This window comes from Bifidobacterium porcinum (assembly GCF_055378475.1).
Genome location: NZ_AP029603.1, coordinates 1,092,577 through 1,117,854, shown reverse-complemented (window position 1 = coordinate 1,117,854; position 25,278 = coordinate 1,092,577). Strand labels below are relative to the sequence as shown.

Below are 25,278 nucleotides of genomic sequence, written 5' to 3'. Positions count from 1 at the left end.
CTCACGAAGTGGGCGCGCAATCCGAATTCGGTTCGTTTCAAGCGGTTTTCCTGTATTTCGCTGAAAGTTGCCCACACGCACCGTCGATATCCTGTCCACGTGTGTCCCGCAGGGTCGCCGTGATGCCTGCGTGGTGCAGGATGTCAAGGAATTGGCGCTCGTCTTCCGGTTTAGACGCGGTCCACTTCGATCCCTCGATAGGGTTGAGCGGAATTGGGTTGACATGCGCCCAATCATCGCCGTAGTGGTTCAATCGTTTCGCGAGTAGTCGGGCATGTTCCGCCTGGTCGTTGATTCCCCGCATCAGTGCGTATTCGATACTCACTCGGCGTTTGGTCGCCAGATAATAGTCATGAGCGGCATCGAGCACCTGGGTGGTGTTGAACCTGCGGTTCATCGGGACGAGTTCATCGCGCAGCTCGTCGCTGGGGGCATGCAACGACACCGCAAGGCGGACAGGCAGCCCCTCTTGGGCGAGTTTTCGAATGCCGGGCACGACGCCGACCGTTGAGACGGTGATGTTGCGTGCGGAGATGCCGAACCCCTCCGGAGGCATCGCGCTGATCTGCCGGACTGCGCTGATGACGGAACGGTAGTTGCCCATCGGCTCGCCCATGCCCATGAACACGACATTGCTCAATCGGCACGGACCCCCGGTGATGCCGCCGTCGCGAGCGGTTTTCGCCGCGATGCGCACCTGCTCGAGAATCTCGCCGGTCGACATGTTGCGCGTCAGTCCGAGCTGGCCCGTGGCGCAGAATGGGCAGCCCATCCCACAACCGACCTGGCTTGAGATGCACAAGGTGGTGCGACTCGGGTATCGCATGAGCACGGATTCGATCATGGCCCCGTCGAACAAGCGCCACAGCATCTTGATTGTCGTTCCCTCGTCTGCGCTCTGGTGCGTGACCTCATGGATGAGTTCCGGGAAGAAAGCCTCCTGCGCGGTGGCGCTGAGTTTCGACGGAAAATCGGTGAATGATTCGACATCCGTGTCGAAATGCGCGAAATAGTGGTTGGCGAGCTGCTTGACACGGAATTTGGGCATGCCGATGGCTTTCGCCGCAGCCACGCGTTCCTCGGGGCTCATATCGACCAGATGAACCGGCGGTTTGCCGCGCCGGGCATGGTCCTTGGCGAGCACATCGCGGAATGCGCCAGTGGTGCCTCCGGGTGTGATACCGGTTTCCGGTGTCTGACCCGAGTTCACATCGCCGTCATCGTGCGTAGCCATACATGCTCCTGTCAGTTGTGTTGCTTGGTTCTTGTATTGCGGGTGTACTCATGGAATGCTGTCATTGATGATGCCAGCGGCGTATCAGGTTACAAGCCGGTGACATACAGCAACGCCATCATGAACGGGGCGGTCAGCAGAATGGAATCGACGCGGTCCATCACCCCGCCGTGACCTTTGAGCAGATGGCCCATATCTTTGATGCCGATGTCGCGCTTGAGCATGGATGCACACAAATCGCCGAACGTGCCCACGATACCCATGAGGATGCCGACCACGATCGGCACCCACCAGCGGGATGCCCACAGAGACGGGTAGGTGCATGCGAAGATGGCGAACGCGCCCGCCATGGCGAACAGAATCGAGCCGAGCAGCCCTTCCACCGATTTCTTGGGGGAAATACGTGGAGACAGTTTGTGCTTGCCGAACCAAGCGCCGGCGAACAAGCCGCCGGTATCGCTCAACGCGGGCAGGAACACAATCATGATGGCATGGGCGAAAGCATGGCCGTGGAAAGTCAGCGACAATGCGATGAACGAGGCGATCAAGGGGATATACAACACTGCGAACACGGAGACCGCCACACTGGTCAGCCGGCTGTGCTGTACGGTGGCGGAACCGTGATTGAAGGAGGATTCGAGCCGTGCCCCGGCGTTTGTCTGCGCGAGTTTCCGCTCAACCTCCATGCTCAGCCGGTCTCCGAAGCTGAAATTCGCGGTGGCGCTCAGTGCGACGAGCACGATTGAGAGCATGATGCACAAGGCCATTGTCGACACATGCCAAGGCGAATAGTAGGTTGCCAGCAGGGTGACCGTTGAGCAAATCCACAGCATCACCACAGGGATGTGCATGCCGGCAATCGCGAAATCGACTCGAAGCTCCCACAAGGCCAGGATCATGAAGACGACGAGTAACACCATGAACACGTCCATGCTGATCGCCAAGCATGCGATGATGATCGCGATCAGCACGACGGCCGTGGCAATCGCCTGGGGCATGTTGCGACCCGTCTTCTTGTTGATTTCCTCTATCGTTTCGTCGGCGTTGCCGCCATGCTCTACATGTTTGTCCATCATCATCCCTTATCGGCTCACCATCGGAAACGGGCCCCGACATCCGTGTATACGGCATGATCGAGGCCCGTCGTGTAGGGGTCCTCAGACCTCCATAATCTCCTTCTGCTTGGTTTCCAGCAGAGAATCAAGTTCGTCCGTGAACTGCTTGGTGATCTTGTCAAGCTCTTTGAGCTGGCGATCGCCGTCGTCCTCGCCCATATCGCCGTCCTTGACGGACTTGTCGATGGTTTCCTTGGCCTTGCGACGGATGTTACGAACCGCCACCTTGCCCTCTTCGGCCTTGGTCTTGGCGATCTTCACATACTCCTTGCGGCGTTCCTCGGTCAGCTCGGGCATGGTCGCATAGATGACGCTGCCCTCCCTGCGGGGACTGACGCCGAGATCGGAGTCGCGGATGGCCTTTTCGACGGCGTTCGCCTGTGAGGCGTCATAAGGAGTGACCGCCAGAGTACGCGGCTCTGGAACGCCGATGGTGGCGACGGCCTTGATTGGCGTAGGCACGCCGTAATACTCGACGGTCAGGCCGTTGAGCAGCGCCGGGTTCGCGCGCCCGGTACGGATACCGGTGAAGTTCTCCTTGGTGGCTTCGACGGACTTTCCCATCTGTTCCTTGGCTTGTTCGATGACTGTGGCCATGCTATCTCCTTTGGCGGATTCGTCGTTGAACGACTGGTTGTTCTTATTGTATCGTCATGCGGCGTCGAATCGGCGCACGACCCTTGATGTTCAGTCGACGAGCGTCGATTGGGCGGTTGACACGAGCGTGCCGAGCTGTTCACCGAGCAGGGCCTTGGTGACATTGCCCGGCTCCTCGAGCCCGAATACGCGGATCGGCTTGCGGTTGTCGCGTGCCATGGACAATGCGGACGCGTCCATGACAGCGAGGTTGTCGACAAGGGCGCGATTGTAGCTGAGCGTGGCGAAACGCTGCGCGTTTTCGACTTTGCGCGGGTCTGCGGTATAGACACCGTCGACGCCGTTCTTGCCCATCAGCACCTCGTCGCAATGGATTTCCAAGGAACGCTGGATGGAAACCGTGTCAGTTGAGAAATAGGGCATGCCGGCGCCGGCGCCGAAAATCACCACGCGGCCCTTTTCCAGATGCCTGATGGCCTTGAGCGGGATATACGGCTCGGCGACCTGCCCCATGGCGATGGCCGTCTGCACACGGGTGGCTTGGCCTTCCTGCTCGAGGAAGTCCTGCAATGCGAGACAGTTCATAACGGTGCCGAGCATGCCCATGTAATCGCCGCGGCTGCGATCGATGCCGGCCTGTTGAAGTTCTGCTCCGCGGAAGAAGTTGCCGCCGCCGGTGACGATGGCTACCTGAACACCCTGACGTACTGCGGGAACGATTTCCTGGGCGATGCGCCGCACCACCTTCGTATCAATGCCGACTGCTCCCCCGCCGAACGCTTCGCCTGAGAGCTTGAGCAACACCCTGCGTGGCTTATCCGTGCCAGTCATATTTGGGCCTTTCTGTGCCTGTCTTATCATTGCCGCCTAACCACTGTAGCGTCGATGAACGACAGACGTGCATCGACTCGCCCGCGGGTCTTGCATCACCGCATTGGGAATATCACAAACCACCATAGATAGGAAAACCCGCCGCGGGCAGTTGCTTGAAACTGACTACGGCGGGTATCGGTTCGCGTCCGTAGCCCCGACCTTCAGGTGATGGCACGGGGCGGGCTGTCAGAGGGTCAGTCCTCTTCGTCGCCCTTGCCGACTTCGATACGGGCGAAAGCGATCGCCTTCGCACCGGCTTCGTCGAACAGCTTGCCGACGGTCTTGGACGGATCCTTGACGTAATCCTGATCCAGAAGCACCGCTTCCTTGTAGAAGGCGTTGAGACGGCCTTCGACGATCTTCGGCGCGATCTTATCGATGACGGCCTGCGGCTTGCCCTTGGCGGCGAGCTCATCCGAAGTCTTCTCGGTCGCGATACGACGCTCGGACTCGAGAACGGTCGGATCGACGTCCTCACGGGTGAGCCAGCGCGGGCTCATCGCGGAAATCTGCAGCGCGGCCTCGTGAGCGACCTTTTCGCCGGCTTCGTCAGTGGCGATGAGGGCCACGATGGATGGCGGCATTTCGGCGGACTTGCGATGCGCGTAGATCTCGACATGAGGTCCGGCGATCTTGGCGAACTGGCCGACCTTGACATGCTCGCCAAAGAGCGCGGCGGCCTGTTCGATGTCCAGCTTGACATCGCCGTCAGCGGTCTTGGCTGCAAGCACGTCGTCCACGTTGTTCGCGTCGGCGGCGATGGCTGCGTCCAGCACGGACTCGGCGAACTCGACGAACTTCGGGGTCTTTGCCACGAAATCGGTCTCGGAATTGATCTCAACAGCGTAGCCGACCTCGCCGTCCGCGGTCTTGACGACCTTAGACGCGATGGTGCCTTCCTGGGCCTTGCGGCCTTCGCGCTTACCCGCTGCCGCGATGCCCTTGGCGCGGATGATTTCCTTGGCGCGGGCGACATCGCCTTCGGCTTCGGTAAGAGCCTTCTTCACATCCATCATACCGGCGCCGGTTTCTTCACGCACCTGCTTGATCAGAGCTGCAGTGATAGCTGCCATGTGTTGTCTCCTCTTGATTTTGAAGTGATACCCAGCGGCGGGAGATGGTTGGTCTCCCGCCGCCTAGGATAACAAATGCCGCGAATCAGGCCTTGGGCTCTTCGCTCTTGGCTTCTTCGGCTTCGGCAGTCGGGGCGTCCTTGGTCAGGAGCTCCTTCTCCCAAGCAGCCATCGGCTGCTCAGACTTGTCATCGGCCTTGGCCGCCTTGCCGGAACGCTCGAGCAGACCGTCGGCGACGGCATCAGCCATCAGGCTGGTGAGCAGTTCGATGCCGCGGATCGCGTCATCGTTCGCCGGAATCGGGTAATCAACCAGATCCGGGTCGGTGTTGGTGTCAACGATGGCGACCACCGGGATGCCCAGCTTGTGGGCTTCGGAGACGGCCAGCGCTTCCTTGTTGATGTCCACGACGAACAGCACCGAAGGAGTGCGGTTCATGTTGCGGATACCGCCAAGCTGCTTCTCCAGCTTGTCCTTCTCGCGCTCAAGCAGCAGCAGTTCCTTCTTGGTCAGGCCGGAACCACGCACGTCGGTGAAGTCCATCTCTTCGAGTTCCTTGAGACGGGCGACGCGCTTGGACACGGTCTGGAAGTTGGTGAGCATACCGCCGAGCCAGCGCTCGGAGACATACGGCATACCGACGCGGGTCGCCTGGTTCTTGATGGCTTCCTGCGCCTGCTTCTTGGTGCCCACGAAGAGAACCGTGCCGTTGTGGGCAACGGTTTCCTTGATGAAGTCGTAGGCGACGTCAATCAGATCAAGGGACTTGAACAGATTGATGATGTGGATGCCGTTGCGCTCCATGAGGATGTACTGCTTCATCTTCGGATTCCAACGGCGGGTCTGATGGCCGAAATGGAGACCGGCCTTCAGCATGTCGCTCATAGTGATCTGAGCCATGGTACTGCTACCTTTCATTGTCGGTTATTGCCTGGCCATGTGCCTCCGCGTGCAACCTGATACTAGGCCGACCGACACGGGGCGTCGCGGACATGACGCGAATTATGCGCCGGTTGGACAATGGGTGCTTCCTAGCTGCGCGACTTGCACGGAAGCGATGTGGCGCACGGGGCAAAATAATAGCACGGACCGGGGATTTCCCGATCCGTGCCATCACACAATCAACCGCCAGATCAGCGTTCGCCGCGCAACTGCCTCATTGCGGCCCTGCGCTCGCTTTTCTCCAGCCGGTCCAGATAGATATGGCCGTCGAGGTGGTCTGTCTCATGCTGCAACATTCTTCCCATGATACCCTTGCCTTCGAGCACGACGGTTTTGCCGTCGAGGTCGATGCCGCGCACCCGGGCGTAATCGGCGCGACGGGTCTTGTACCACAAGCCGGGTACGGACAGACAGCCTTCATCGCCGTATTGTTCGCCCTGCTTGTCCTCGATTACCGGGTTGAGGACATAGCCGACCTTGCCTTCGATGTTGTATGAGAAGGCGCGCAGACCCACGCCGATCTGGTTCGCTGAAAGTCCGGCGCGACCGGGATCGTCGACGGTGTCGAGCAGATCCTGCACCAAACGGCGGATTGCCGGCGTGATTGTGGTGATCTCATCGCACGGGGTGCGCAGGATGGGGTCGGGAATTACTCGAATCTCTCGGATTGCCAATTGTCACTTCTCCTCTGTCTCGTTAGTGTTCTCAGTGCCGTTGTCTTGGGTCTCGGCATCCGTGCCCTGAGCGAGTTCCTCGTCGGAGCTTTCGCCCTGCCGCTTGGCGCGGAGTTCGGCCATATTCGACTTGGCCTGGTCAATCGCTTGCTTAACCTTCGGGCTGACGGTCTCAGAGACCTGCGACACCGTTTCCGCGGTCTTGTCAAACAGTTTCACGGTCGCGGGAATCGGTACGGATGGGCCTTTCGGCGTGTAGATGACATGCTCGATGATATCGTCGTAACGCTCGATGACCTTCTTGCGCACCACTTTCATGCTCGGGGTAAGCGTGCCGGCGTCCTGGCTAAAATCATCGGGAAGAATGGCGAACTTGCGCACCGATTCCGCACGGGAGACGGAGCTGTTCGCCTGATCGATGTACTGCTGCACGAACGCCCTGACAGCATCGTTGTTCGCGATTTGTTCCATTGGCATCTCGGCATCCATACCTTGGTTCTTCAGCCAATCACGGGTCATCTCTTCGTCGAGCGCGATGAGTGCCGCCACGAACGGCCGTCCATCGCCGATCACTACGGTGTGCGAGACGATCGGGCAGGTGTTGATCGTGTCCTCCAACGGTGCCGGACTGATGTTCTTGCCGCCCGCGGTGATAATGATATCCTTCTTGCGGCCAGTGATGAACAGGAATCCGCGGTCGTCGATATATCCGATATCGCCGCTGTGCAGCCAGCCGTCGGGCTCAAGGACTTCAGCGGTGAGTTCAGGCTGCTTGAAATAGCCTTTGAACACATTCGGGCCTTTTATTTCGACTTCTCCGTCGTCCAGCGTCCTGATGGCGATGCCGGGGCCGGGGCGGCCGACCGAACCTACTTTGTTCGCGTCTTCGAAGTTGACCACGCACGGAGCTGCGGTTTCCGTCATGCCGTACCCCTGGATGAAGGTAATGCCGTCCATACCGTTGAAGAAATGGGCGAGGTCGGCGTTGATGGGCGCGCCGCCGCAGGCAAGATACTTGAGGTTCGGGCCGAGTGCGGAGCGCATCGATTTGCCGACCGTGGCCATGTAGAAACGATGGTGGATCCGCTCCCCCAAAGTATGACGGCCTTGGTGCTCGTCCTCATCCTTCGACCATTGGACGAAATGCTTGAACGCCTTGGCGAACACACGGCCCTGGAAGCCTGCGCCGGCCTTCTGCGAAGCCGCGTTGTAAACCTTCTCGAACACGCGCGGCACGCCGAGCAGATACGTTGGCTTGAAACTGCGCAGATCGGCGAGCAGATGCTTGGCGGTAGGGATATACCCAACCACGCCCTGGGCGCCGATCGCGGTGTACTGGATGTACCTGGCGAAGCAGTGTGCCAGCGGCAGAAACAGCAGCAGGCGGCTGGGCTGGTACAGCATCTCGTCGAGCACATCGTAGCCAGCATAGACGATGTGGGTGAAGTTGCGGCTGGTGAGCATGGCGCCTTTGGGCTTGCCCGTCGAACCTGAGGTGTACACAATGGTCGACACGTCGTCAGCCTTGACCTTGCCCATCGCGAGGGCGAGCTCGTCATCGGTGACGGATTCCCCGAAATCAACGACGGCGTTAAGCCCATCGGTCTGGAAATTGAACACGTAGGTCAGGTCAGGGCTGTCACGCCGGATGACGTCAAGCGTATGGGCATGCGATTCATCGCCGGCGAATGCGATGATTGGCTTGACATCCTGGACAATGCCTGCCGCCTGCTTGGCGGAATCCGTCTCGTAAATCGGTACGGTGACCGCACCGATCGCCGAGCATGCGAAGTCCACGATCGCCCAGTCGTAGCAGGTGGCGGAGTAGATAACCACCATGCTGCCGTGCTTGACGCCGATACCCAACAGACCGCGGGCGACCGCGCGGACACGGTCATCCATCTCCTGTGCGCTGACCGTATGCCATACACGGTCGCGTTCACTCTGCCATTCGGCTATCGCTCCTTGCGGATCGCGTTGCGCACGCTTCGCGAGGAGCGAGTAGACCGTATCGTCATCCGTGGTCTGATAGACCGGATCAACAGAAAATTCTTTCAGCATGTGTTCAATTATAGTCCTATGGCTTGCTTGGAACATGGATGTTCGCTGGGATTTGTCAGCCAATGTCCGCGAGGTCGCAAATCCACCGGCTTGCTTTGCGGCGGAAGACAAGCATCGAATGGAACACAATGGTGCCGATGTTGACGTTGACCGTGCATTCCATGAGCTCACTGGTCACCAGCGCGAAATGGATCCATTGCGGCATAGGTGGAACCATTTTGATCATCGCGTTTTTCTCATCTTCGAGATTGAGGATGTCATAGCAACCAACCAGCTGCCACATGAATTCAAGACGTTCGATGCATTGAGGCGCCAGATGTTTGCGTAATAAGGGCGTTACGCCGCGGCCGCGATAGGTGTCGGCGAGCATGCACGCCATGTTGTAGACGAGGAATGCGTATTCCTGGCAGAATTTCACACTGTACGTGTCGGGGGCTTCGGGAAAGAAGCCGACGATACGCACGGGAACCGTGACCCCAAAGGAGCCTACGGTGATATTGCCCTCCATTCTGGGCAGATTGCGTTCGTACCGGTATGTCCACAGTTCGGTGCTGTCGTTCATATGGTGTTCCCCCTTCCGGGCTTCATTGCTCGCCGGCCTGTTGCCGGATGGCTATTCAAGGGGAACAGAAAAATCCCGCCATGTCAACCGGCATGACGGGATTTGTGGATATGTGGATAACTTGCCTCGGTCAGCGACCGGAGGAGGTAACGACCACCGAGCAACGCTGGAAATTCTTCACGTCCACATAACCCGTGGACGCCATGGCACGGCGAAGCGCACCGATGAAATTGGTCGTACCATCAGCCTGATGGCTGGGCCCATACAGAATCTCCTTGAGCGGGGCGACGGTACCGACATTGGTGCGTTTGCCTCGCGGAAGCGTCTGATGCCGTGCCTCGGAACCCCAATGCATGCCATGACCGGGGGCCTCGGTCGCGCGGGCGAGCGGCGAACCCAGCATCACCGCGTCGGCGCCGAGTGCAAAAGCCTTGATGAAGTTGCCCGACGAGCCCATGCCGCCGTCGGCGATGAGCTGGACATACCGTCCGCCGGATTCGTCCATGTAGTCGCGCCTTGCTTCGGCAATATCCGCGATGGCCGTGGCCATAGGGGCTTGAAGACCAATGGTGTTGAGCGTTCCCGAGACAGCGCCGCCGCCGAAGCCGACGAGCACACCCGCGGCGCCAGTGCGCATCAGATGCAGTGCCGCGGTGTAATTCGTGGCGCCTCCCACGATGACGGGGACATCAAGGTCGTAAATGAACTTCTTGAGATTGAGCGGCTCATGATCAGTGGACACATGTTCCGCCGACACCGCAGTGCCGCGGATCACGAACAGATCCACGCCGGCTTCGATCACGGTGGAATACAATTCCTGCGTACGCTGCGGGCTCAACGCGCCGGCGACGGTCACGCCCGCCTTGCGGATCTCGTGAAGGCGTTGCGTGATCAGCTCAGGCTTGATCGGCTCGGCATAAATTTCCTGCATGCGACGGGTCGCCTGCCTTTCCGGCAACGTGGCGATTTCGTCGAGAAGCGGCTTGGGATCTTCATACCGCGTCCACAAGCCTTCGAGGTCGAGGACACCGAGTCCGCCGAGACGACCCATTTCGATGGCCGTTTCCGGGCTCGTTACCGAATCCATCGGCGCGGCGATGACCGGTATGTCGAACTCGTAGGCGTCAATCTGCCATGCCGTGCTGACGTCCTGCGGATCGCGCGTACGGCGGGACGGGACGATGGCGACATCATCCAGAGAGTATGCGAGCCGGGCCTTCTTGCCCAGACCGATTTCAATTTCCTGAGACATGGTTTCAAGGCTAATGCGAACTCGTGACGAACGCCATCAAGCTTCCACCAGCTGAAGCTTGATGCAGCATCGTGGCGTTCGAAGCGGCTCAAGCGGCGGAAGTGTCCAACATCGTGGACGCGGGCACACATTCGTTATGGGTTTGCGGTATGAATAAGATATCGCATAACCTTCACAACCCCGTGAGGAGGGCAATTCATGGCCAAGATTAAGGTCGAAGGCAAGGTCGTCGAGCTCGACGGAGACGAAATGACCCGCGTGATCTGGAAGGATATCAAAGATCGTCTGATCCTCCCCTATCTCGACATCGACTTGGAATACTACGATCTGGGCATCAAGAACAGAGACGCCACCGACGACCAGGTGACCATCGATGCGGCCAACGCCATCAAGCGCGAACATGTCGGCGTCAAATGCGCAACCATCACCCCGGACGAGGCCAGGGTCAAGGAATTCGGTCTGAAGAAGATGTGGAAGTCACCCAACGGCACCATCCGCAACATCCTCGGCGGCACCATCTTCCGCGAGCCGATTGTGATTTCCAATATCCCGAGGCTCGTTCCCGGCTGGACCAAGCCGATTGTTGTCGCGCGTCATGCGTTCGGTGACCAGTACAAGGCGACCGATTTCAAGGTCGATCGCCCCGGCCGCTTGACGGTCACCTTCACCCCGGACGACGGCAGCGAGCCGATTGAGCATGTGGTCTTCGATTACCCGGGTGCCGGCGTTGCGCAGGTGCAGTACAACGTGGCCGAATCCATCCGCGGATTCGCGCGAGCATGCTTCCGCTACGGCCTGCAGCGTCACCTGCCGGTGTATCTGTCCACCAAGAACACGATTCTCAAGGCGTACGACGGCGAATTCAAAGACATCTTCGCCGAGGTCTTCGAAACCGAGTTCAAGGACCAGTACGCCGCGGAAGGCCTGACCTACGAGCATCGTCTCATCGATGACATGGTGGCGAGCTCGCTGAAATGGCACGGCGGGTACATCTGGGCGTGTAAGAACTATGACGGCGATGTCCAGTCCGACAGCGTCGCCCAAGGCTTCGGTTCGCTCGGCCTCATGACGTCTGTGCTCATGACACCGGACGGCCAGACCGTCGAAGCCGAAGCGGCGCACGGCACCGTCACCCGGCATTACCGTCGTTGGCTCAAGGGAGAAAAGACCTCAACCAACCCGATTGCCTCCATCTTCGCCTGGACCGGTGGCCTCAAGCACCGCGCCAAGCTGGACAACACGCCTGAAGTGGCGCATTTCGCCGAAACCCTGGAGCATGTGATCGTCCACACCGTGGAGTCCGGCCGTATGACCAAGGATCTCGCCATGCTCGTCGGTCCTGACCAGCCATGGCTTGACACCCAAGGCTTCATGGACGCTCTCGACGAGGAGCTGTCTCGGGCGCTCGCCGAGTAACCCGAGCCGTTCGTGGAGGTATTGCCCGGGAACATCTTGTTCCCGGGCATTGCTGTATCCGGTAAGGTATACCATACGTGGGCACGTTAGGACGGAAAGGTTCATATGGCATCGCATCGCATCGGCACGTTGAAGGCTTTGGTCACGTCACTCGCGTGCATCGGCATGCTGTCCATGGCGGGCGCATGCGGCACGGGAAGCGATGGTCAGCCGACAAGTACCGCGACCTCCGGCTTGGGATCGGTGGCCATCTTCACCCCGTCCGACGGCATCACCATCTCACAGCACACGCCACTGAACAAGTGGGCGAAACTTGTGCCTAGCATCAAAAGCGAGCTGGTGGAACAAGGGTTCGCTGCCAAGCAGATAAGCACGCATACGGACGGTAGTCTAGACAAGCAGAGCCAAGACATCCAGGATTATGTCGTGTCCCGCGCCGCCGAGACCTCGTCGAAACATTCCTCGACGGGCAGCGCGACCACCTTGATTGTCGCGCCTTGCACGTCAACGGACAGCACCACGACACAGTATGGTGATTATGTCACCAATCCCCTGGATTCCGAATCATCATCAAACGACGCCGATGCCACAGCGGATCAGCGGATGACCAGCGCATTGACGCTCGCCCGGAAATCAGGCATGCATGTCATCGTGCTGTCCAACGACATCGGTGGGTTCTCGCCCGACGCATTCGTACAGATGTCAACCGCACGGAGCATCGGTGAAATCCAGGCGAAGCAGCTGGTCAGCAAGCTGCAGCTCGATTCGGTCTCCGCCACGAATCCAAAGACCATCGAAGTCTTTCTGCCTGTCGGTTCCGCCAAAGATGAGGACCAGTCTGTATCCATGGCCTTCGCTAAAGAGGCGTTCAAGGGCATCTGGAAGGTGCTTGGCCCGTATTTTAAATCGGGAGCCGTAGTCAGCGCTTCCGACACACTCAATGCGTCCACGTCGGCGACAAGCTGGAGTTCCGTGGCGTTTACGGCGTCAAGCGACAACGATGTCAAGCAGGAGCTTGCTTCCAGACTGAAGCCTGAGGGCGCCGCAAAGCCGGTCCATATCGACGGGATCATCGCGATGAATGACTACATCGCATCGGTGATTGTGCAGGAACTCGACGCGCTCGGATATGAAGGGTCTTCGGCTGAGATCAACCCATCGATATCGATTCTTGGCATCGTTGGCAATCTCGCCGGCCACAAGGATCTCACCAAGTCGGCCGTACCATCCCCCGCTGGCTTGGGGCAGGACGATACGTCTTCGGAAGCATCCCTTCAATGGCCGATTGTGACCGGATACGGGGCATATACCGATATGCTTCCCGATATCGTGAACGGCAAGTTATGGATGACCGCCCTCGAAGACCGTGCGCAGCTGGCGACAGGCATCGCGAAAGTGAGTCGGCAGCTGGCGTCCGGCGGGGATGTGACCGCATTGCAATCGGTGAGCAAGACTACGGTCAATGGCAAGTCCGTGCCTGCGTTCACGCAATCGCTGATCGCGGTGAGTGCGTCGAATCTCAAGAGCGAACTCATCGATACGGGGTATGTCACTTTGGCCGATGCAGGGTTGTGATTGTTTAGGCATGGTGTTTTTCGCCCGGGTGGGTATGGCTGTAAGTCTGCTGTCACGGCTGTGATGTCTGCGATGTCTGACCCGATGTTCCTCGCGAGGGCTTCAATCGCCGACCTGCACAGGTTTGAGCGCGATGGTTCTGGGCAGAATCAACGTTGACGGGTCAAGATAGTCGTCGGACGCATCCATGACGCCCCAATGGACGCAGAAATCAAGACAATGATCGGACAACCCATCGGCGACACCAAAAGGTTGACCTCTGAAAATCGGATCGCCGGTTTCCAAGTCGCTGTGCGCCGGTTCGAATGTTGATGTCAGCCCGTCGGCGTGCTTGATGCTGATCACGTCCTTGCCGGCGACCGTTCCGTTGAAGGCGATGACGCCATCATCGGGCGCGATGAGGGCAGTGCCAGTGCCGGCCGTGATATCCACTCCCCTGTGTCCCGTGGCCCAGCGCATGGACGGACGGTCGAAGGCCTTGGAAATGTGAGCGTCGGCGACCGGTAACACCATCCGCGCACGGCATTGGCGGGCGGCGCCGGAGTTTGACGCATTGCTGTTGCGGATATTTGACATTCGCACTGACGAGGTTGTCACTGACGATCCCGCTGGGGATCGATTTGGGTTCCTGCCGGTTTCGGCGGATGCCGTCATATCGGCTGCCATGGGTTGATATGTTGTGATGCGGATTGATATCGTGCTCTGGTTTACTGCTTCGGTGTTGCTCCTGCACGATGCGAGTCCGGTCACCGACACGATGTCCGGATTTTGCGGTGTGGGATCGCTTAGGATTGAAGTTTCGGAAATCCCCGAATGCGAACCTTGCGCCGGGAAAGCAATGACATTGCACGTGATGAGGATGCAAACGATTCGGGCGAACGTCGAGATGAACTGCGAAGTGGGTTTAGGAATAGGCTTCGATATGAACATGAGATCCCCGTTCTCTGTGATGATGCGTCGTGCTGTCACGTTGTGCTGAAGTATATGAGTGCATCGTGCCATGATTGCCGCAATCGGGACAAGCCGCAGCGGTACATGTGGTCAAAAGTTGCGGGGCATACGCAGGGGGTATACAACACGGCCCGGCGTATACAACATACGCCGGGCCGGAACCGTGATCGGCTGCGGATTGGCCAATCACATATGGCGATCTGTCAGATCGCGCATCCATTCGCGTCGAGATTGGGATTGTCCTTCGAGTTGCCCGCGACAAAGAACAGGCTGATGACCGCGACGGCGAAGACCGAGGCGATGGTGATGATCAGCCACATCGGCACGGACGGAATCCACATGATGACGAGGAATGAGATTGCGCACAGCAGAATCAGCGTCCACGTGATGATGCGCAATACCTGGCGCACTGAATGCGGGGAATGGCTTACTTTGGGGTTGTTGAGCGTGATATCCTCGTCTTCGTGGCGCTCTTTTTGAACGCTGGAAGAGGGCTTCCACTCGCCCTCCTGCTCATGCTCTTCGAGATGGCGAGAACGTTCCTGCAGGGCGTACTCGTCGACGAGTCCGCTACGATTACCACCTTGTGCTTCGTTGGCCTGCTGAGGCACTCCCTTGTTCTGCTTGCTGCGCTTCGCTGCTGCGCGACGCTCTGCTCGGTTCGGCATTTCGCTCCCTTCGCGTTGTTGGGTTATCGGTCACTAGTGTACTCGCCTGCCAAGGTACCGTTTGCGACTCTGTTGAACCGGCTATGCCAGGTGACTCGTACAGACTGTGAAGAACCTGATGGCGGATGGAATCGGGGTATTGCCTGATTCCATCCGCCATCATGAGTGGGCTCCCCGTTTCAGCGGGGCAGCATCATCGGGCGTTGTGTCGGCACGATGGGTGCCGGCAGCTCGGTTGATCCGGTGAGATACCGGTCAACGGCGGCCGCGCAGCTGCGGCCTTCGGAAATCGCCCAGACGACGAGGCTCTGGCCGCGGCCGGCGTCGCCACACACGAAGACGCCATCCTGCGAAGTGGCGAAATCGTCATTGCGGGCGACGTTTCCACGCTTGTCCAGTTCGACCGGCATCTGCTCCATGATTGAAGAGGTGTCCGGATGCAGGAACCCGACGGAAATCAGAACCAGATCTGCTGGGATGACACGCTCGGTTCCGGGCTGGCGAGTGAACGGCCCGTTCTCGCCGGGAGCCACGTCCACGATCTTCAGACCGGTGACATGGCCGCGCTCGTCCGCGAGGAACGCGGATGCGGTCGCGGAGTTCTCGACGGTCACCTTGTCGGCGTCCGCATCTTCGAATTCCACGGAATCCACGTTGTACAGGTACGTGCCGCCCTCTTCCATCGATGAGGTCTTCTGGTAGGTGCGTGCATACGTCGGCCACGGGGAATTGTCCGGCCTTGAGGACGGTTCCTTCGGCATAATCTGCAGGACGGTGACGTCCTTCGCACCTTGGCGTATTGCGGTTCCCAAGCAGTCGGAACCGGTATCGCCGCCGCCGATGACCACGACATGCTTGTCTTTCGCGGTGATGTCGTGCACCGGCTCCACGCCGTAGACGCGTCGAGTCGCATCAGGCAGGAATTCCATGGCGAAATGGATGCCGTCAAGCTCACGGCCCGGCAACTTCATATCGCGCGGGACCGTCGAACCGATAGCTACCACGACAGCATCGTAACGGTCACGAAGCTCGTCCCAGCTGAGATCCTTGCCGATTTCGATGTTGGTGCGGAATCGGGTGCCTTCGGCCTCCATCTGCTTGACTCTGCGGTCGAGCAGACGCTTGTCGAGCTTGAAATTCGGAATGCCGTAGCGCATAAGTCCGCCGATTGCGTCGTCACGCTCGTAGACGACAACCGTATGACCTGCACGGGTCAGCTGTTGGGCGCAAGCCAACCCCGAAGGACCGGATCCGACGACCGCAACGGTCATATCAGTCAGACGTTCAGGTGGCATGGGCTTGACATAATCGAGCGCCCACGCCTGATCGATGATTGTTTCCTCATCGTTCTTGATCATGGTCGGCGGCTGATGGATGCCGAGCACGCATGCCTGCTCGCACAGCGCCGGGCAGATTCTGCCGGTGACTTCGGGGAAGTTGTTGGTCATAGACAACCGGTTGTAGGCGTCCTCCCACTTCTCCTGACGAACCAGATCGTTGAACTCCGGGATGAGGTTGCCCAGCGGGCATCCGCTCATGCAGAACGGCGTGCCGCAATCCATGCACCGTGCAGCCTGCTGTGTGGTCCAAGGCTGCAAACCGCTTTCCGCGTGAACGTCAAGCCAATCCTTGATGCGTTCTTCGACCGGGCGCTCAGCAAGCTCGCGACGGGTGCGGACCTTCAGGAATCCTCTTGGATCTCCCATGTCAGTGTGCTCCTTCCATGACCTGCTCGTATACGTGCTCCCACGCACCGGGGGCGTTGAAGTCGACGTGGTTCTTTTCGGCTTGTTCCATCGCCTTGGTCATGGCGACGTAGTGCTTGGGCGTCACATGTGTAATGCGTGTGCGGGTGTGCTCCCAGTCGTCTAGCAGGCTCTGGGCGAACGCAGAGCCGGTTTCCTCGGCATGCCGCTTGACCAAGCTGTGGACGAGCTCCTCATCGGCGCCTTCCAACGATTCGAACAGCAATGCGCCGCTCTTGCGTGCATCCGGGTTGATCTGATCCATATCCAGATCGAGCACGTATGCGTTGCCGCCGGAGAAGCCGGCGCCAAAGTTGCGGCCCGTTGAACCGAGCACCACGACGACACCGCCGGTCATATACTCGCAGCCATGGTCGCCGACGCCTTCGACCACGAAGGTGGCGCCGCCGTTACGTACGGCGAATCGTTCGCCTGCACGTCCGGCGACAAACATCTCGCCTGAGGTCGCGCCGAAACCGGTCACATTTCCGGCGATTACGTTGGTGTGCGGATTGAAGGTGATGTCATGCTCCGGACGGATGATCATGCGACCGCCGGACAGGCCCTTGCCCGCATAATCGTTGACCTCACCGTAGACGCGAATAGTCTCGCCGCGCGGGATGAACGCGCCGATGGACTGGCCACCCGAACCGTGGAAGGTCATGTCGATGGTGTCGTCGGGCAAGCCTTCGGCACCGTAACGGCGGGTGATTTCGTAGCCGACCATGGTGCCGAGCGTACGGTTCACGTTGCGAATGGGCATATCGATACGAACCGGTTCCTTATGTTCAAGGGCAGGTTGCGCAAGCTCGATGAGCTTGTTGTCCAGCGCCTTGTCCAATTCGTGGTTCTGCTCGATGGTCTGATGAAGGATCGTTCCGGGAACAGGGCCGGGCTGCATGAGCACATTGCTCAGATCGATGCCGTCGGACTTCCAGCGCGCGACTGCTTCGTTCTGATCCAGGCACTCGACATGGCCGACGGCCTCTTCAAGCGTCCGGAAACCGAGCTGTGCCAGGATTTCGCGGACCTCCTGTGCGATGTACATGAAGAAGTTGATCACGTATTCAGGCTTGCCGCGGAAGCGCGCGCGCAATTCCGGATCCTGGGTCGCGATGCCTTGCGGGCAGGTGTTCTTCTGGCATGCTCGCATCATCACGCAGCCCTCGGTGATGAGGGCGGCTGTCGCGAAGCCGAATTCCTCGGCTCCAAGCAGCGCTGCGATCACCACATCACGGCCGGTCTTGAGCTCACCGTCGCACTGGACGACGATGCGGGAGCGCAAACCGTTGAGTACCAGCGTTTGCTGGGTTTCGGCCAGACCGATCTCCCACGGCGTACCAGCGTGCTTGATGGCGTTGAGCGGAGCCGCGCCCGTGCCGCCGTCGCTGCCGGAGATGAGCACCACATCTGCATGGCACTTGGCCACACCAGCGGCGATGGTGCCGACACCGAATTCGGAGACGAGCTTGACATGGATACGCGCCTTCGGATTCGCCATCTTCGCATCGTTGATCAGCTGCTTGAGATCCTCGATGGAATAGATGTCGTGGTGCGGCGGCGGGGAGATCAGCTCGACACCAGGTGTGGCATGACGGACCTTCGCAATCCACGGCGGCACCTTGGCACCCGGCAGATGGCCGCCCTCGCCCGGCTTGGCACCTTGCGCGAGCTTGATCTGCAGATCGGTGGCGTGCACCAGATAATCGCTGGTCACGCCGAAGCGCGCGGAAGCGATCTGCTTGATGCGGCTGTACCGCAGCGGATCGTTGATACGGTCGTCGGATTCGCCACCCTCACCGGAGTTCGACCTCGCCCCGATGGTGTTCATCGCGATGGCAAGCGTCTCATGCGCCTCCTGCGAGATGGAGCCGTAGCTCATCGCGCCAGTGGAGAAGCGTTTGACAATTTCGCTTGCGGGTTCGACCTCGGAGATATCAATCGGTTTGCGGGTCTGCTTGAACTTCATGAGCCCGCGCAGTGTCATGAGACGGTTCGAAGTGTCGTTGATATGCGCCGAGTACTTCTTGAACAGGTTGTAATCACCGCGCTGGGTGGACTGCTGAAGCAGGAAGATCGCTTCGGGGTCGTTGAGGTGGTCCTCACCGGTGCGACGCCACTTGTAATCGCCGCCGGTGCGCAGATTGCGGTGGGGACGGCTCGTCCACTGGTTCGGGTACGCCACACGGTGCCTGATCGCCACTTCTTCGGCGATTTCGTCAAGTCCCGCTCCCCCGACACGCGAAGTGGTGCCGGTGAAGTATTCGTCGATGACTTCCTTGTTCAGGCCGACGGCTTCGAACAGCTGCGCGCCTCGGTAGCTCATAATCGTGGAGACACCCATCTTGCTCATGATCTTGAGCACGCCGGTGGACAGCGCATGCATGAGGTTCTTGACGGCCGTCTGGGCATCGACCTTGAGATAGCCGTTGCGTGCCAGCTCCTCGACCGATTCGAAGGCGAGGTATGGATTCACGCATGCGGCGCCGTATGCGATAAGCAGCGCGACATGGTGGATTTCACGAACATCGCCGGCTTCCACGGCAAGCGAGACCTGGGTGCGCGTGTGCTTGCGCAGCAAGTGGTGTTGCACGGCGCTCGTCAGCAGCAGAGACGGGATCGGACCCCAGGTATGGTCGGATTCGCGGTCGGACAACACAATGAAGTTCTTGCCCTGTCCGATGGCGTCATCGACTTCCTGGAAGATTTCGTCGAGGCGCTCCTTCAGTGCCTTGCCGCCACCTGCGACCTGATACAGGCCACGGACGACGAAGGGCTTGTAGAACCCGCCGAGGATCTTGGCTTTGTCAAGGCGCTTGAGCTGCGCCATCTGGTCCGAATCGATGACCGGCAGCGGGATGAGGATCTTCTTGGCATGCAGTTCGGTGTCCTGCAGAAGATTCGCTTCAGGGCCAATCGCCGATTCGAGGCTGGTGACGATACGCTCGCGCTCCCAATCCAGCGGAGGATTGGTAACCTGGGCGAATTTCTGGGTGAAGTAGTCGAACAGCATGCGGCTGCGCTTGGACAGGACAGCCGGCGGCGTGTCTGAGCCCATGGATCCGAGTGGTTCCTTGCCGGTGTTCGCCATAGGGGCGAGCAGCAGCTTCAAATCCTCTTCGGTGTAGCCGAAGGCGCGTTGACGACGCTGGACGGACTGGCCGAAGTGGCTGACGTGCTCGCGCACCGGCAGCTGACTCATCTCGACGGAATTGCCTTCGATCCATTTACGGTACGGATGCTGCGAGGCAAGCTCATGTTTGATTTCGTCATCAGGGATAATGCGGCCAGCCTTGGTGTCGACAAGGAACATCTTTCCAGGCTCGAGACGGCCCTTGGCGACGATATGGTCCTGGCTGATTTCCGGGAGCACACCAGCCTCGGATGCAAGAACCAGGTAGCCGTCGTCTGTGACCTGCCAGCGGCCGGGGCGGAATCCGTTGCGATCGAGCTGGGCTCCGACCAGTGTGCCGTCCGTGAAGACGATATCCGCCGGGCCATCCCAAGGCTCAATCAGTGTGTTGTTGTATTCGTAGAACGCCTTGACGTCAGGGTCGAGCGTGTCGTCGTTCTCCCAAGCCGGCGGGAGCATCATGAGCAGAGCGTGCGGGAGGCTGCGTCCGGCGAGATGCAGCAGTTCCAAGCACTCGTCGAAGGTGCCCGAATCCGAATATCCGGGGGTCGCGATCGGAAGCAACGGCTTGAATTCGCCGAGCAGCTCGGAGCTCAGCCTGCCTTCGCGGGCGGACAGCCAGTTACGGTTGCCCTGGATGGTGTTGATTTCTCCGTTGTGTGCAATCAGGCGGAACGGCTGGGCCAACGGCCAGCTCGGGAAGGTGTTCGTCGAGAAACGTGAATGCACAATCGCGATAGTCGTCTTCATGCGCTCGTCAAGCAAATCCGGGAAGAACCCGGTCAGCTGCATGGTGGTGAGCATGCCCTTGTAGGTGATGGTGCGGGCGGACAGGGATGCGAAATAGATGCCGACCTCATGCTCGACGCGCTTGCGGATGCGGAAGGTCTTGCGGTCGAGGTCGATTCCTGAAAGCTTGTTCTCCGGGTCGGCTATCACCAGCGTCTTGAACGAAGGCATCGATGCCAAAGCCTGCAATCCCAGACCGTCCGGGTTCGTCGGGACGACGCGCCACGTAAGTACTTCGAGGCCTTCCTCGTTGACGATCTTGGCGATGGCTTGCTCCTGCTGGCCGGATGTCGCGATATCACGATCCAGGAACGCGATACCCGCGGCATAATGCCCGGCTTCGGGCAGCTCCACGCCGGTGGTCCCGCGCATGAACTCGTCAGGCATGGCCATGAGGATGCCGGCACCGTCACCGGTGTTCTCCTCGGCACCGACCGCACCGCGATGATTGAGGTTCACCAACACTTCGATGGCGTCATCGACGATCTTGCGTTCGGGACGCTTGTTCAACGTGGTGACCATGCCGACACCGCAGGCATCATGTTCTTGGGAAGGGTCATACATGCCTTCCGGGCGATGAACCGTCAAATCTAGCGGAGCTTTGAACGTCACCGAAACCACCTCTCTTTAGGCAGGACAATGCCTGCGACCCAATACACTGCCCTCACAGGTTACAGCGCAGACAGGTCAAATATCGTTGTTTGTCCATATACCGGCGACCTCAAAAAGTCAAGCCCCACATTCAGATCGGCACGGAATCCTTGTGATGCAGCCACATATCCGAGGCGTGAATCGCCGATGCGCCAGATCAGTCAGTATTAGTAATCGGTGACGTCGAACCGGCGATCCTTGAAGTAGTAATCGCGGTCGGCGTCGGTGATCTCGCGAATGACACGGCACGGGCTGCCTACGGCGATCACGTTTGAAGGGATGTCCTTGGTCACGACGCTGCCCGCGCCGATGACAACGTTGTCGCCGATCGTCACGCCGGGCAGGACGATCGTATTGCCTCCAAGCCATACGTTATCGCCGATGGTGATCGGGATCCCGTACTCATAGCCGGAGTTGCGGCTGTCCGGGTGGACTGGGTGCCCGGCGGTGTAGATGGACACATTCGGCGCGCACATGACGTTCGAGCCGATCGTCACGTTCCCGACATCGAGGATCGTGAGATTGAAGTTGGCGTAGAAATCCTCTCCAACGGTGATATTTGACCCATAATCGCAATGGAATGGCGGTTCAACCCAGACCCGCTCCCCTGTGCCGCCGAAGAGGTCTTTGATTACCCGAGGCACGCCGTCTTCACGAAGATCCGGTGCCATGGTGTTCAGCACATACAATTTGCGCCGGCATTCGAGACGGGCTTCAGGCAGTCCGTCCAACCATGCCTTGTATGGCAGTCCCGCCAGCATCCGTTCGTGTTGATTCATCGTATTCTCGACCATGGTTCGCTCCGCTTCCGCCGCCTGATAAGGCGGGTCTGTGTATTCCAGTGATGCCATACTACCCAAGGCGATGGGTCATCGGACACGTGCGCGGACATCATGGAGTGCCGCGGGTTGGTATCAAACGCACTTGAGCCAACTGTGCGATATGCCGCCACGATACACCTATGGCATATGGCTGCCATGCGTCCATATTATGGGCGGCTGATTGTCTGGCTACAACGCCAAGGAATCGACCCAGGATTTGACTGTGGAAGCTGACACGGAGGACGGGAAGCGTTTGCCGACCAGCCACTGGGCGTGCTTCGCCATGCCTTTGACCTCGGATTCGTTGCCGAACGAGGAGCTTGCCGAGGTGACGAACGCCGCCAGCTTCTTGCCGGTGAAATCGTTGGAGGTGAGAAAATCGTCGATCGGCCATGCGGCGGCGCCCCACCACACCGGGGCGCCTATGAACACCACATCGTAAGAATCCCAGTCCGGCACGGACGTGTCCGCAAGCTTCACCGACTGGCGTGCAGCGGGATCGTTCGCCTCACGGTTGACGCGGCTTTCCGGATTGCGCCAATCAAGGTCCGCCGACGTGTATGGTCGCGCCGCCTTGAGTTCATGCAGCGTGGCTCCAGTCGCCTCTGCGATGGTCTGTGCCACACGGCGTGTGCAACCGCTTTCAGTGAAATACGCCACCAATGTCTTCATTTGTTCCTCGATGCTTGAATCGCTTGAGTCATTTGACTCGCTTGTATTGTTTGCCTGAACCGTTCAATCCCGGTCGCAGACTGTCGATAGAACCGCCCGTCATGCCACGAGTGCGTCGTATTCGGCGTCGGTGACGGGCTCAAGCCATTCGTTGCTCATGCCTTCGCCGGGCAGCATGAACGCCAGATGGGAGAACCAGCTGTTCTTCGCTGCACCATGCCAATGCTTCACTCCGGCCGGCACCTCCACAACGTCGCCTGGAAGCATGCGCTTCGCAGGTTGGCCTTCGAACTGGCACCACCCTTCACCATCGACGCAGATGAGGATCTGCCCGCCGCCACGCGTGGCATGGTGAATGTGCCAGTTGTTGCGGCAGCCTGGTTCGAATGTCACATTGTGGATGGTCAGCGGATCGCCAGGCATGCTCACCTGCTTGAGGTAGGAACGTCCGGTGAAGTATTGCGCGTAGCCGTCGTTCGGTTCGCCCATGCCGAAGAATCCGCCGTGTTCCTCCTGCTTTGCCGTGTCGCGCGCGGCATCGGAGGCATACACTTCCTTTGCCATCGAGAATGCCGCCCATGCGTTCGGCCAGCCTGCGTAGAAAGCGATATGCGTAAGAATCGATGCCATTTCGTCGCGGGTCACGCCGTTGGTGCGGGCGGTCTGAAGATGGTATGTCAGCGAGGAATCAGTGATGCCTTTGCCGATGAGAGTGCTGATCGTGATGATGCTGCGCGTCTTAGGCGAGAGCGTGGGGTCGTTCCACACTTCGCCGAAGAGCACATCGTCGTTGTAATGGGCGAACTTCGGCGAGAAATCGCCCAACTGATCGTGTCCTGCTGTTTGCTTGATCATTGTCATCCCCTTGGTAGTAGGGCCGAATGCTTACCCTTCGGCCTGTGTGGATTGAGTTGTGTTTGCATCGGGTTGTTACAAATGCGCCTGTGGGTTTGTTTGGACACCGCGTGCGAGGTATTCCGCGGCGAGTTTGGTCGTCACCCCGTTGTTGAGATTGGCCTCTGGATCAATGCCGAATCCGTCATGATGTGGTCTCCTTCTATATCGTCATGCAGTCCGCAGCGCAGCGTTCCATGCGGCGCATCTCCTCTCGGTTGGCATCCAGCCGTGTTTGCTTTCGATAACTTCACCGTAGGACTTCAAGTGCACTTGAAGTCAAAGCGCGACACGCCGAGGATGAGAGAAGTAGGCGGAAAAGGGAAAGCGGGGAGAAAGAGAGGAGATACGGGAAAGGAGATGACAAGAGATAGCGAAAAGGAATGAAATACAATGGAAAGCGAAGAAAAAGGGAAAGCTCGCCAACAATCGATACACATGGTGGCATGAGCTGCATCACCGCTGACGCTACGCATAGAACGCGACCCGCGGCACGCAAGACTGCCCAAGGGCAATCCGCCACAGACAACCGCTGAAGGACGATCCATGATGAATGAACTCCAGTCCGGGGACCCGCAAGACAACCGACACGATCCTCATTCAACAGGTGGCGCTACCGAAGCTGACACCGACACCACCAGCACCGCCACCGCAACCGGCGCTTCAACCGATGCCAAAACCACAACCACCGAATCCGCCAATGACACCGCCGCGACCGCCACCAACCCAGCCGCTTCGCACATTCACTTCCCTCTGCGTCAGGTGGCGACGGCGATTGTGAGCATCGGCGCGCTCGCCAGCCTGTGGTACGCCCGTGCGGTCTACAACACGCACACAGGCACGTCATTCTGGCTGTTCTGGGTGGCTTTTGCGCTCGCCCTCGGCGTGTGGGCTGCGGCGATCTGGTTCCATTGGTGGCGAGCGCTGCCCAATGCGGTGCGCATTCCCATCGGCATCGTGCTATGCGTCGCACTGTGCGGTTTTGGCGTGTCGCAAGCCGCCATTGCTTCTCATATGCGCGACGAAGGCGACCGGAACCTTGATTACATCATTGTGCTGGGCGCTCAGGTCCACCAAGGCTCCCCCAGCCTCGTGCTACGCTATCGCCTTGACAGGGCCGCCGAATACTTGCGTGCAAACCCTGACACGACGTGCATCGTCTCGGGCGGGCAGGGTCCCAATGAACCGTATACGGAGGCGCGGGGAATGGCGGATTATCTTGAGCATGACGCCGGCATCGATGCGTCGCGCATCATCGAGGAGCCCGATTCCACCACGACTGTGGAGAACCTGCGCAACAGCCGCATGATCATCGACCGCGCCAGCAACACAGGCAGCGCCGGAAGCGCCGCGTCCGAACCATCCATCGGCATCGTCACCAACGATTTCCACGTATTCCGCTCCCTGCACATCGCCCATGACCAGGGGTACACGGATGTGCACGGCATCGCGGCGGGCTCCCCGCGCGACATGCTTCTGAACAACATGGTGCGCGAGTCCTTCGCGGAAGCCAAATATCTGATCAAGCGCTGACCGGCCGGCCCGCCGTCTTCACCCGCCTCGCCGGCATCACCCGCCA

General features: G+C 59.2%; 20 protein-coding genes. 3 read left to right on the top strand and 17 right to left on the bottom strand.

The window, feature by feature from the left end:
* Nucleotides 1–37: 37 nt before the first annotated feature.
* The 10 genes from rlmN to ACZ41G_RS04280 form a co-directional block, all read right to left on the bottom strand.
* On the bottom strand, nucleotides 38–1,234 hold the full coding sequence (gene rlmN, locus ACZ41G_RS04325) for a dual-specificity RNA methyltransferase RlmN (RefSeq protein ID WP_464144660.1): 1,197 nt from the start codon (nucleotides 1,232–1,234) through the stop codon (nucleotides 38–40).
* A gap of 89 nt (nucleotides 1,235–1,323) precedes the next feature.
* A complete protein-coding gene (locus ACZ41G_RS04320; protein WP_464144658.1) occupies nucleotides 1,324–2,307 on the bottom strand; it encodes a phosphatidate cytidylyltransferase in 984 nt (327 codons plus the stop codon).
* Nucleotides 2,308–2,391: 84 nt separating this feature from the next.
* Nucleotides 2,392–2,946 (bottom strand): ribosome recycling factor, encoded by a 555-nt coding sequence (frr, locus tag ACZ41G_RS04315; RefSeq protein ID WP_015450539.1) that lies wholly within the window; start codon nucleotides 2,944–2,946, stop codon nucleotides 2,392–2,394.
* A gap of 90 nt (nucleotides 2,947–3,036) precedes the next feature.
* Nucleotides 3,037–3,777, bottom strand: coding sequence for a UMP kinase (gene pyrH / locus ACZ41G_RS04310; protein ID WP_015450538.1), 741 nt, complete (start codon nucleotides 3,775–3,777; stop codon nucleotides 3,037–3,039).
* Nucleotides 3,778–4,013: 236 nt separating this feature from the next.
* Nucleotides 4,014–4,892, bottom strand: coding sequence for a translation elongation factor Ts (gene tsf, locus ACZ41G_RS04305; protein ID WP_033505567.1), 879 nt, complete (start codon nucleotides 4,890–4,892; stop codon nucleotides 4,014–4,016).
* 85 nt (nucleotides 4,893–4,977) lie between these two features.
* Entirely contained in the window at nucleotides 4,978–5,793 is an 816-nt protein-coding gene (gene rpsB / locus ACZ41G_RS04300) for a 30S ribosomal protein S2 (RefSeq protein ID WP_015450536.1), read from the bottom strand.
* A gap of 233 nt (nucleotides 5,794–6,026) precedes the next feature.
* A complete protein-coding gene (locus ACZ41G_RS04295) occupies nucleotides 6,027–6,509 on the bottom strand; it encodes a peptide deformylase (RefSeq protein WP_015450535.1) in 483 nt (160 codons plus the stop codon).
* A gap of 3 nt (nucleotides 6,510–6,512) precedes the next feature.
* On the bottom strand, nucleotides 6,513–8,570 hold the full coding sequence (locus ACZ41G_RS04290) for an AMP-dependent synthetase/ligase (protein WP_321046441.1): 2,058 nt from the start codon (nucleotides 8,568–8,570) through the stop codon (nucleotides 6,513–6,515).
* A gap of 55 nt (nucleotides 8,571–8,625) precedes the next feature.
* Entirely contained in the window at nucleotides 8,626–9,132 is a 507-nt protein-coding gene (locus ACZ41G_RS04285; RefSeq protein WP_015450533.1) for a hypothetical protein, read from the bottom strand.
* A 130-nt stretch (nucleotides 9,133–9,262) separates the two neighbouring features.
* A complete protein-coding gene (locus ACZ41G_RS04280) occupies nucleotides 9,263–10,384 on the bottom strand; it encodes a GuaB3 family IMP dehydrogenase-related protein (RefSeq protein WP_033505563.1) in 1,122 nt (373 codons plus the stop codon).
* 198 nt (nucleotides 10,385–10,582) lie between these two features.
* On the opposite strand from ACZ41G_RS04280, the gene ACZ41G_RS04275 reads away from it, so the two are divergent.
* Together ACZ41G_RS04275 and ACZ41G_RS04270 are read left to right on the top strand one after the other, a co-directional pair.
* Nucleotides 10,583–11,800 carry an NADP-dependent isocitrate dehydrogenase gene (locus ACZ41G_RS04275; RefSeq protein ID WP_015450531.1) on the top strand — a complete coding sequence of 406 codons (1,218 nt, stop codon included), beginning with the start codon at nucleotides 10,583–10,585 and terminating at the stop codon, nucleotides 11,798–11,800.
* 105 nt (nucleotides 11,801–11,905) lie between these two features.
* Nucleotides 11,906–13,375: a substrate-binding domain-containing protein gene (locus ACZ41G_RS04270; protein WP_464144653.1), complete on the top strand. Its 1,470-nt coding sequence runs from the start codon at nucleotides 11,906–11,908 to the stop codon at nucleotides 13,373–13,375.
* Nucleotides 13,376–13,477: 102 nt separating this feature from the next.
* On the opposite strand, the gene ACZ41G_RS04265 is transcribed toward ACZ41G_RS04270, so the two are convergent.
* From ACZ41G_RS04265 to ACZ41G_RS04235, 7 genes are all read right to left on the bottom strand, one after another.
* The gene (locus ACZ41G_RS04265; RefSeq protein ID WP_464146219.1) at nucleotides 13,478–13,951 is read right to left on the bottom strand and encodes a M23 family metallopeptidase; all 474 of its coding nucleotides are present in this window, start codon (nucleotides 13,949–13,951) and stop codon (nucleotides 13,478–13,480) included.
* A gap of 578 nt (nucleotides 13,952–14,529) precedes the next feature.
* Nucleotides 14,530–14,994 (bottom strand): tripartite tricarboxylate transporter TctB family protein, encoded by a 465-nt coding sequence (locus tag ACZ41G_RS04260; RefSeq protein ID WP_464144651.1) that lies wholly within the window; start codon nucleotides 14,992–14,994, stop codon nucleotides 14,530–14,532.
* A gap of 179 nt (nucleotides 14,995–15,173) precedes the next feature.
* Entirely contained in the window at nucleotides 15,174–16,700 is a 1,527-nt protein-coding gene (locus ACZ41G_RS04255) for a glutamate synthase subunit beta (protein WP_033505555.1), read from the bottom strand.
* 1 nt (nucleotide 16,701) lies between these two features.
* The gene (gltB, locus tag ACZ41G_RS04250) at nucleotides 16,702–21,273 is read right to left on the bottom strand and encodes a glutamate synthase large subunit (protein WP_464144648.1); all 4,572 of its coding nucleotides are present in this window, start codon (nucleotides 21,271–21,273) and stop codon (nucleotides 16,702–16,704) included.
* Between the two features lie 206 nt (nucleotides 21,274–21,479).
* The gene (locus ACZ41G_RS04245) at nucleotides 21,480–22,106 is read right to left on the bottom strand and encodes a sugar O-acetyltransferase (RefSeq protein WP_197017455.1); all 627 of its coding nucleotides are present in this window, start codon (nucleotides 22,104–22,106) and stop codon (nucleotides 21,480–21,482) included.
* 216 nt (nucleotides 22,107–22,322) lie between these two features.
* Nucleotides 22,323–22,805, bottom strand: coding sequence for a flavodoxin (locus tag ACZ41G_RS04240; RefSeq protein WP_464144646.1), 483 nt, complete (start codon nucleotides 22,803–22,805; stop codon nucleotides 22,323–22,325).
* 99 nt (nucleotides 22,806–22,904) lie between these two features.
* On the bottom strand, nucleotides 22,905–23,660 hold the full coding sequence (locus ACZ41G_RS04235; protein WP_464144644.1) for a carboxymuconolactone decarboxylase family protein: 756 nt from the start codon (nucleotides 23,658–23,660) through the stop codon (nucleotides 22,905–22,907).
* Between the two features lie 585 nt (nucleotides 23,661–24,245).
* Between ACZ41G_RS04235 and ACZ41G_RS04230 the strand changes: the two genes are divergently transcribed.
* On the top strand, nucleotides 24,246–25,232 hold the full coding sequence (locus ACZ41G_RS04230) for a YdcF family protein (RefSeq protein ID WP_464144642.1): 987 nt from the start codon (nucleotides 24,246–24,248) through the stop codon (nucleotides 25,230–25,232).
* Nucleotides 25,233–25,278 lie beyond the last annotated feature (46 nt).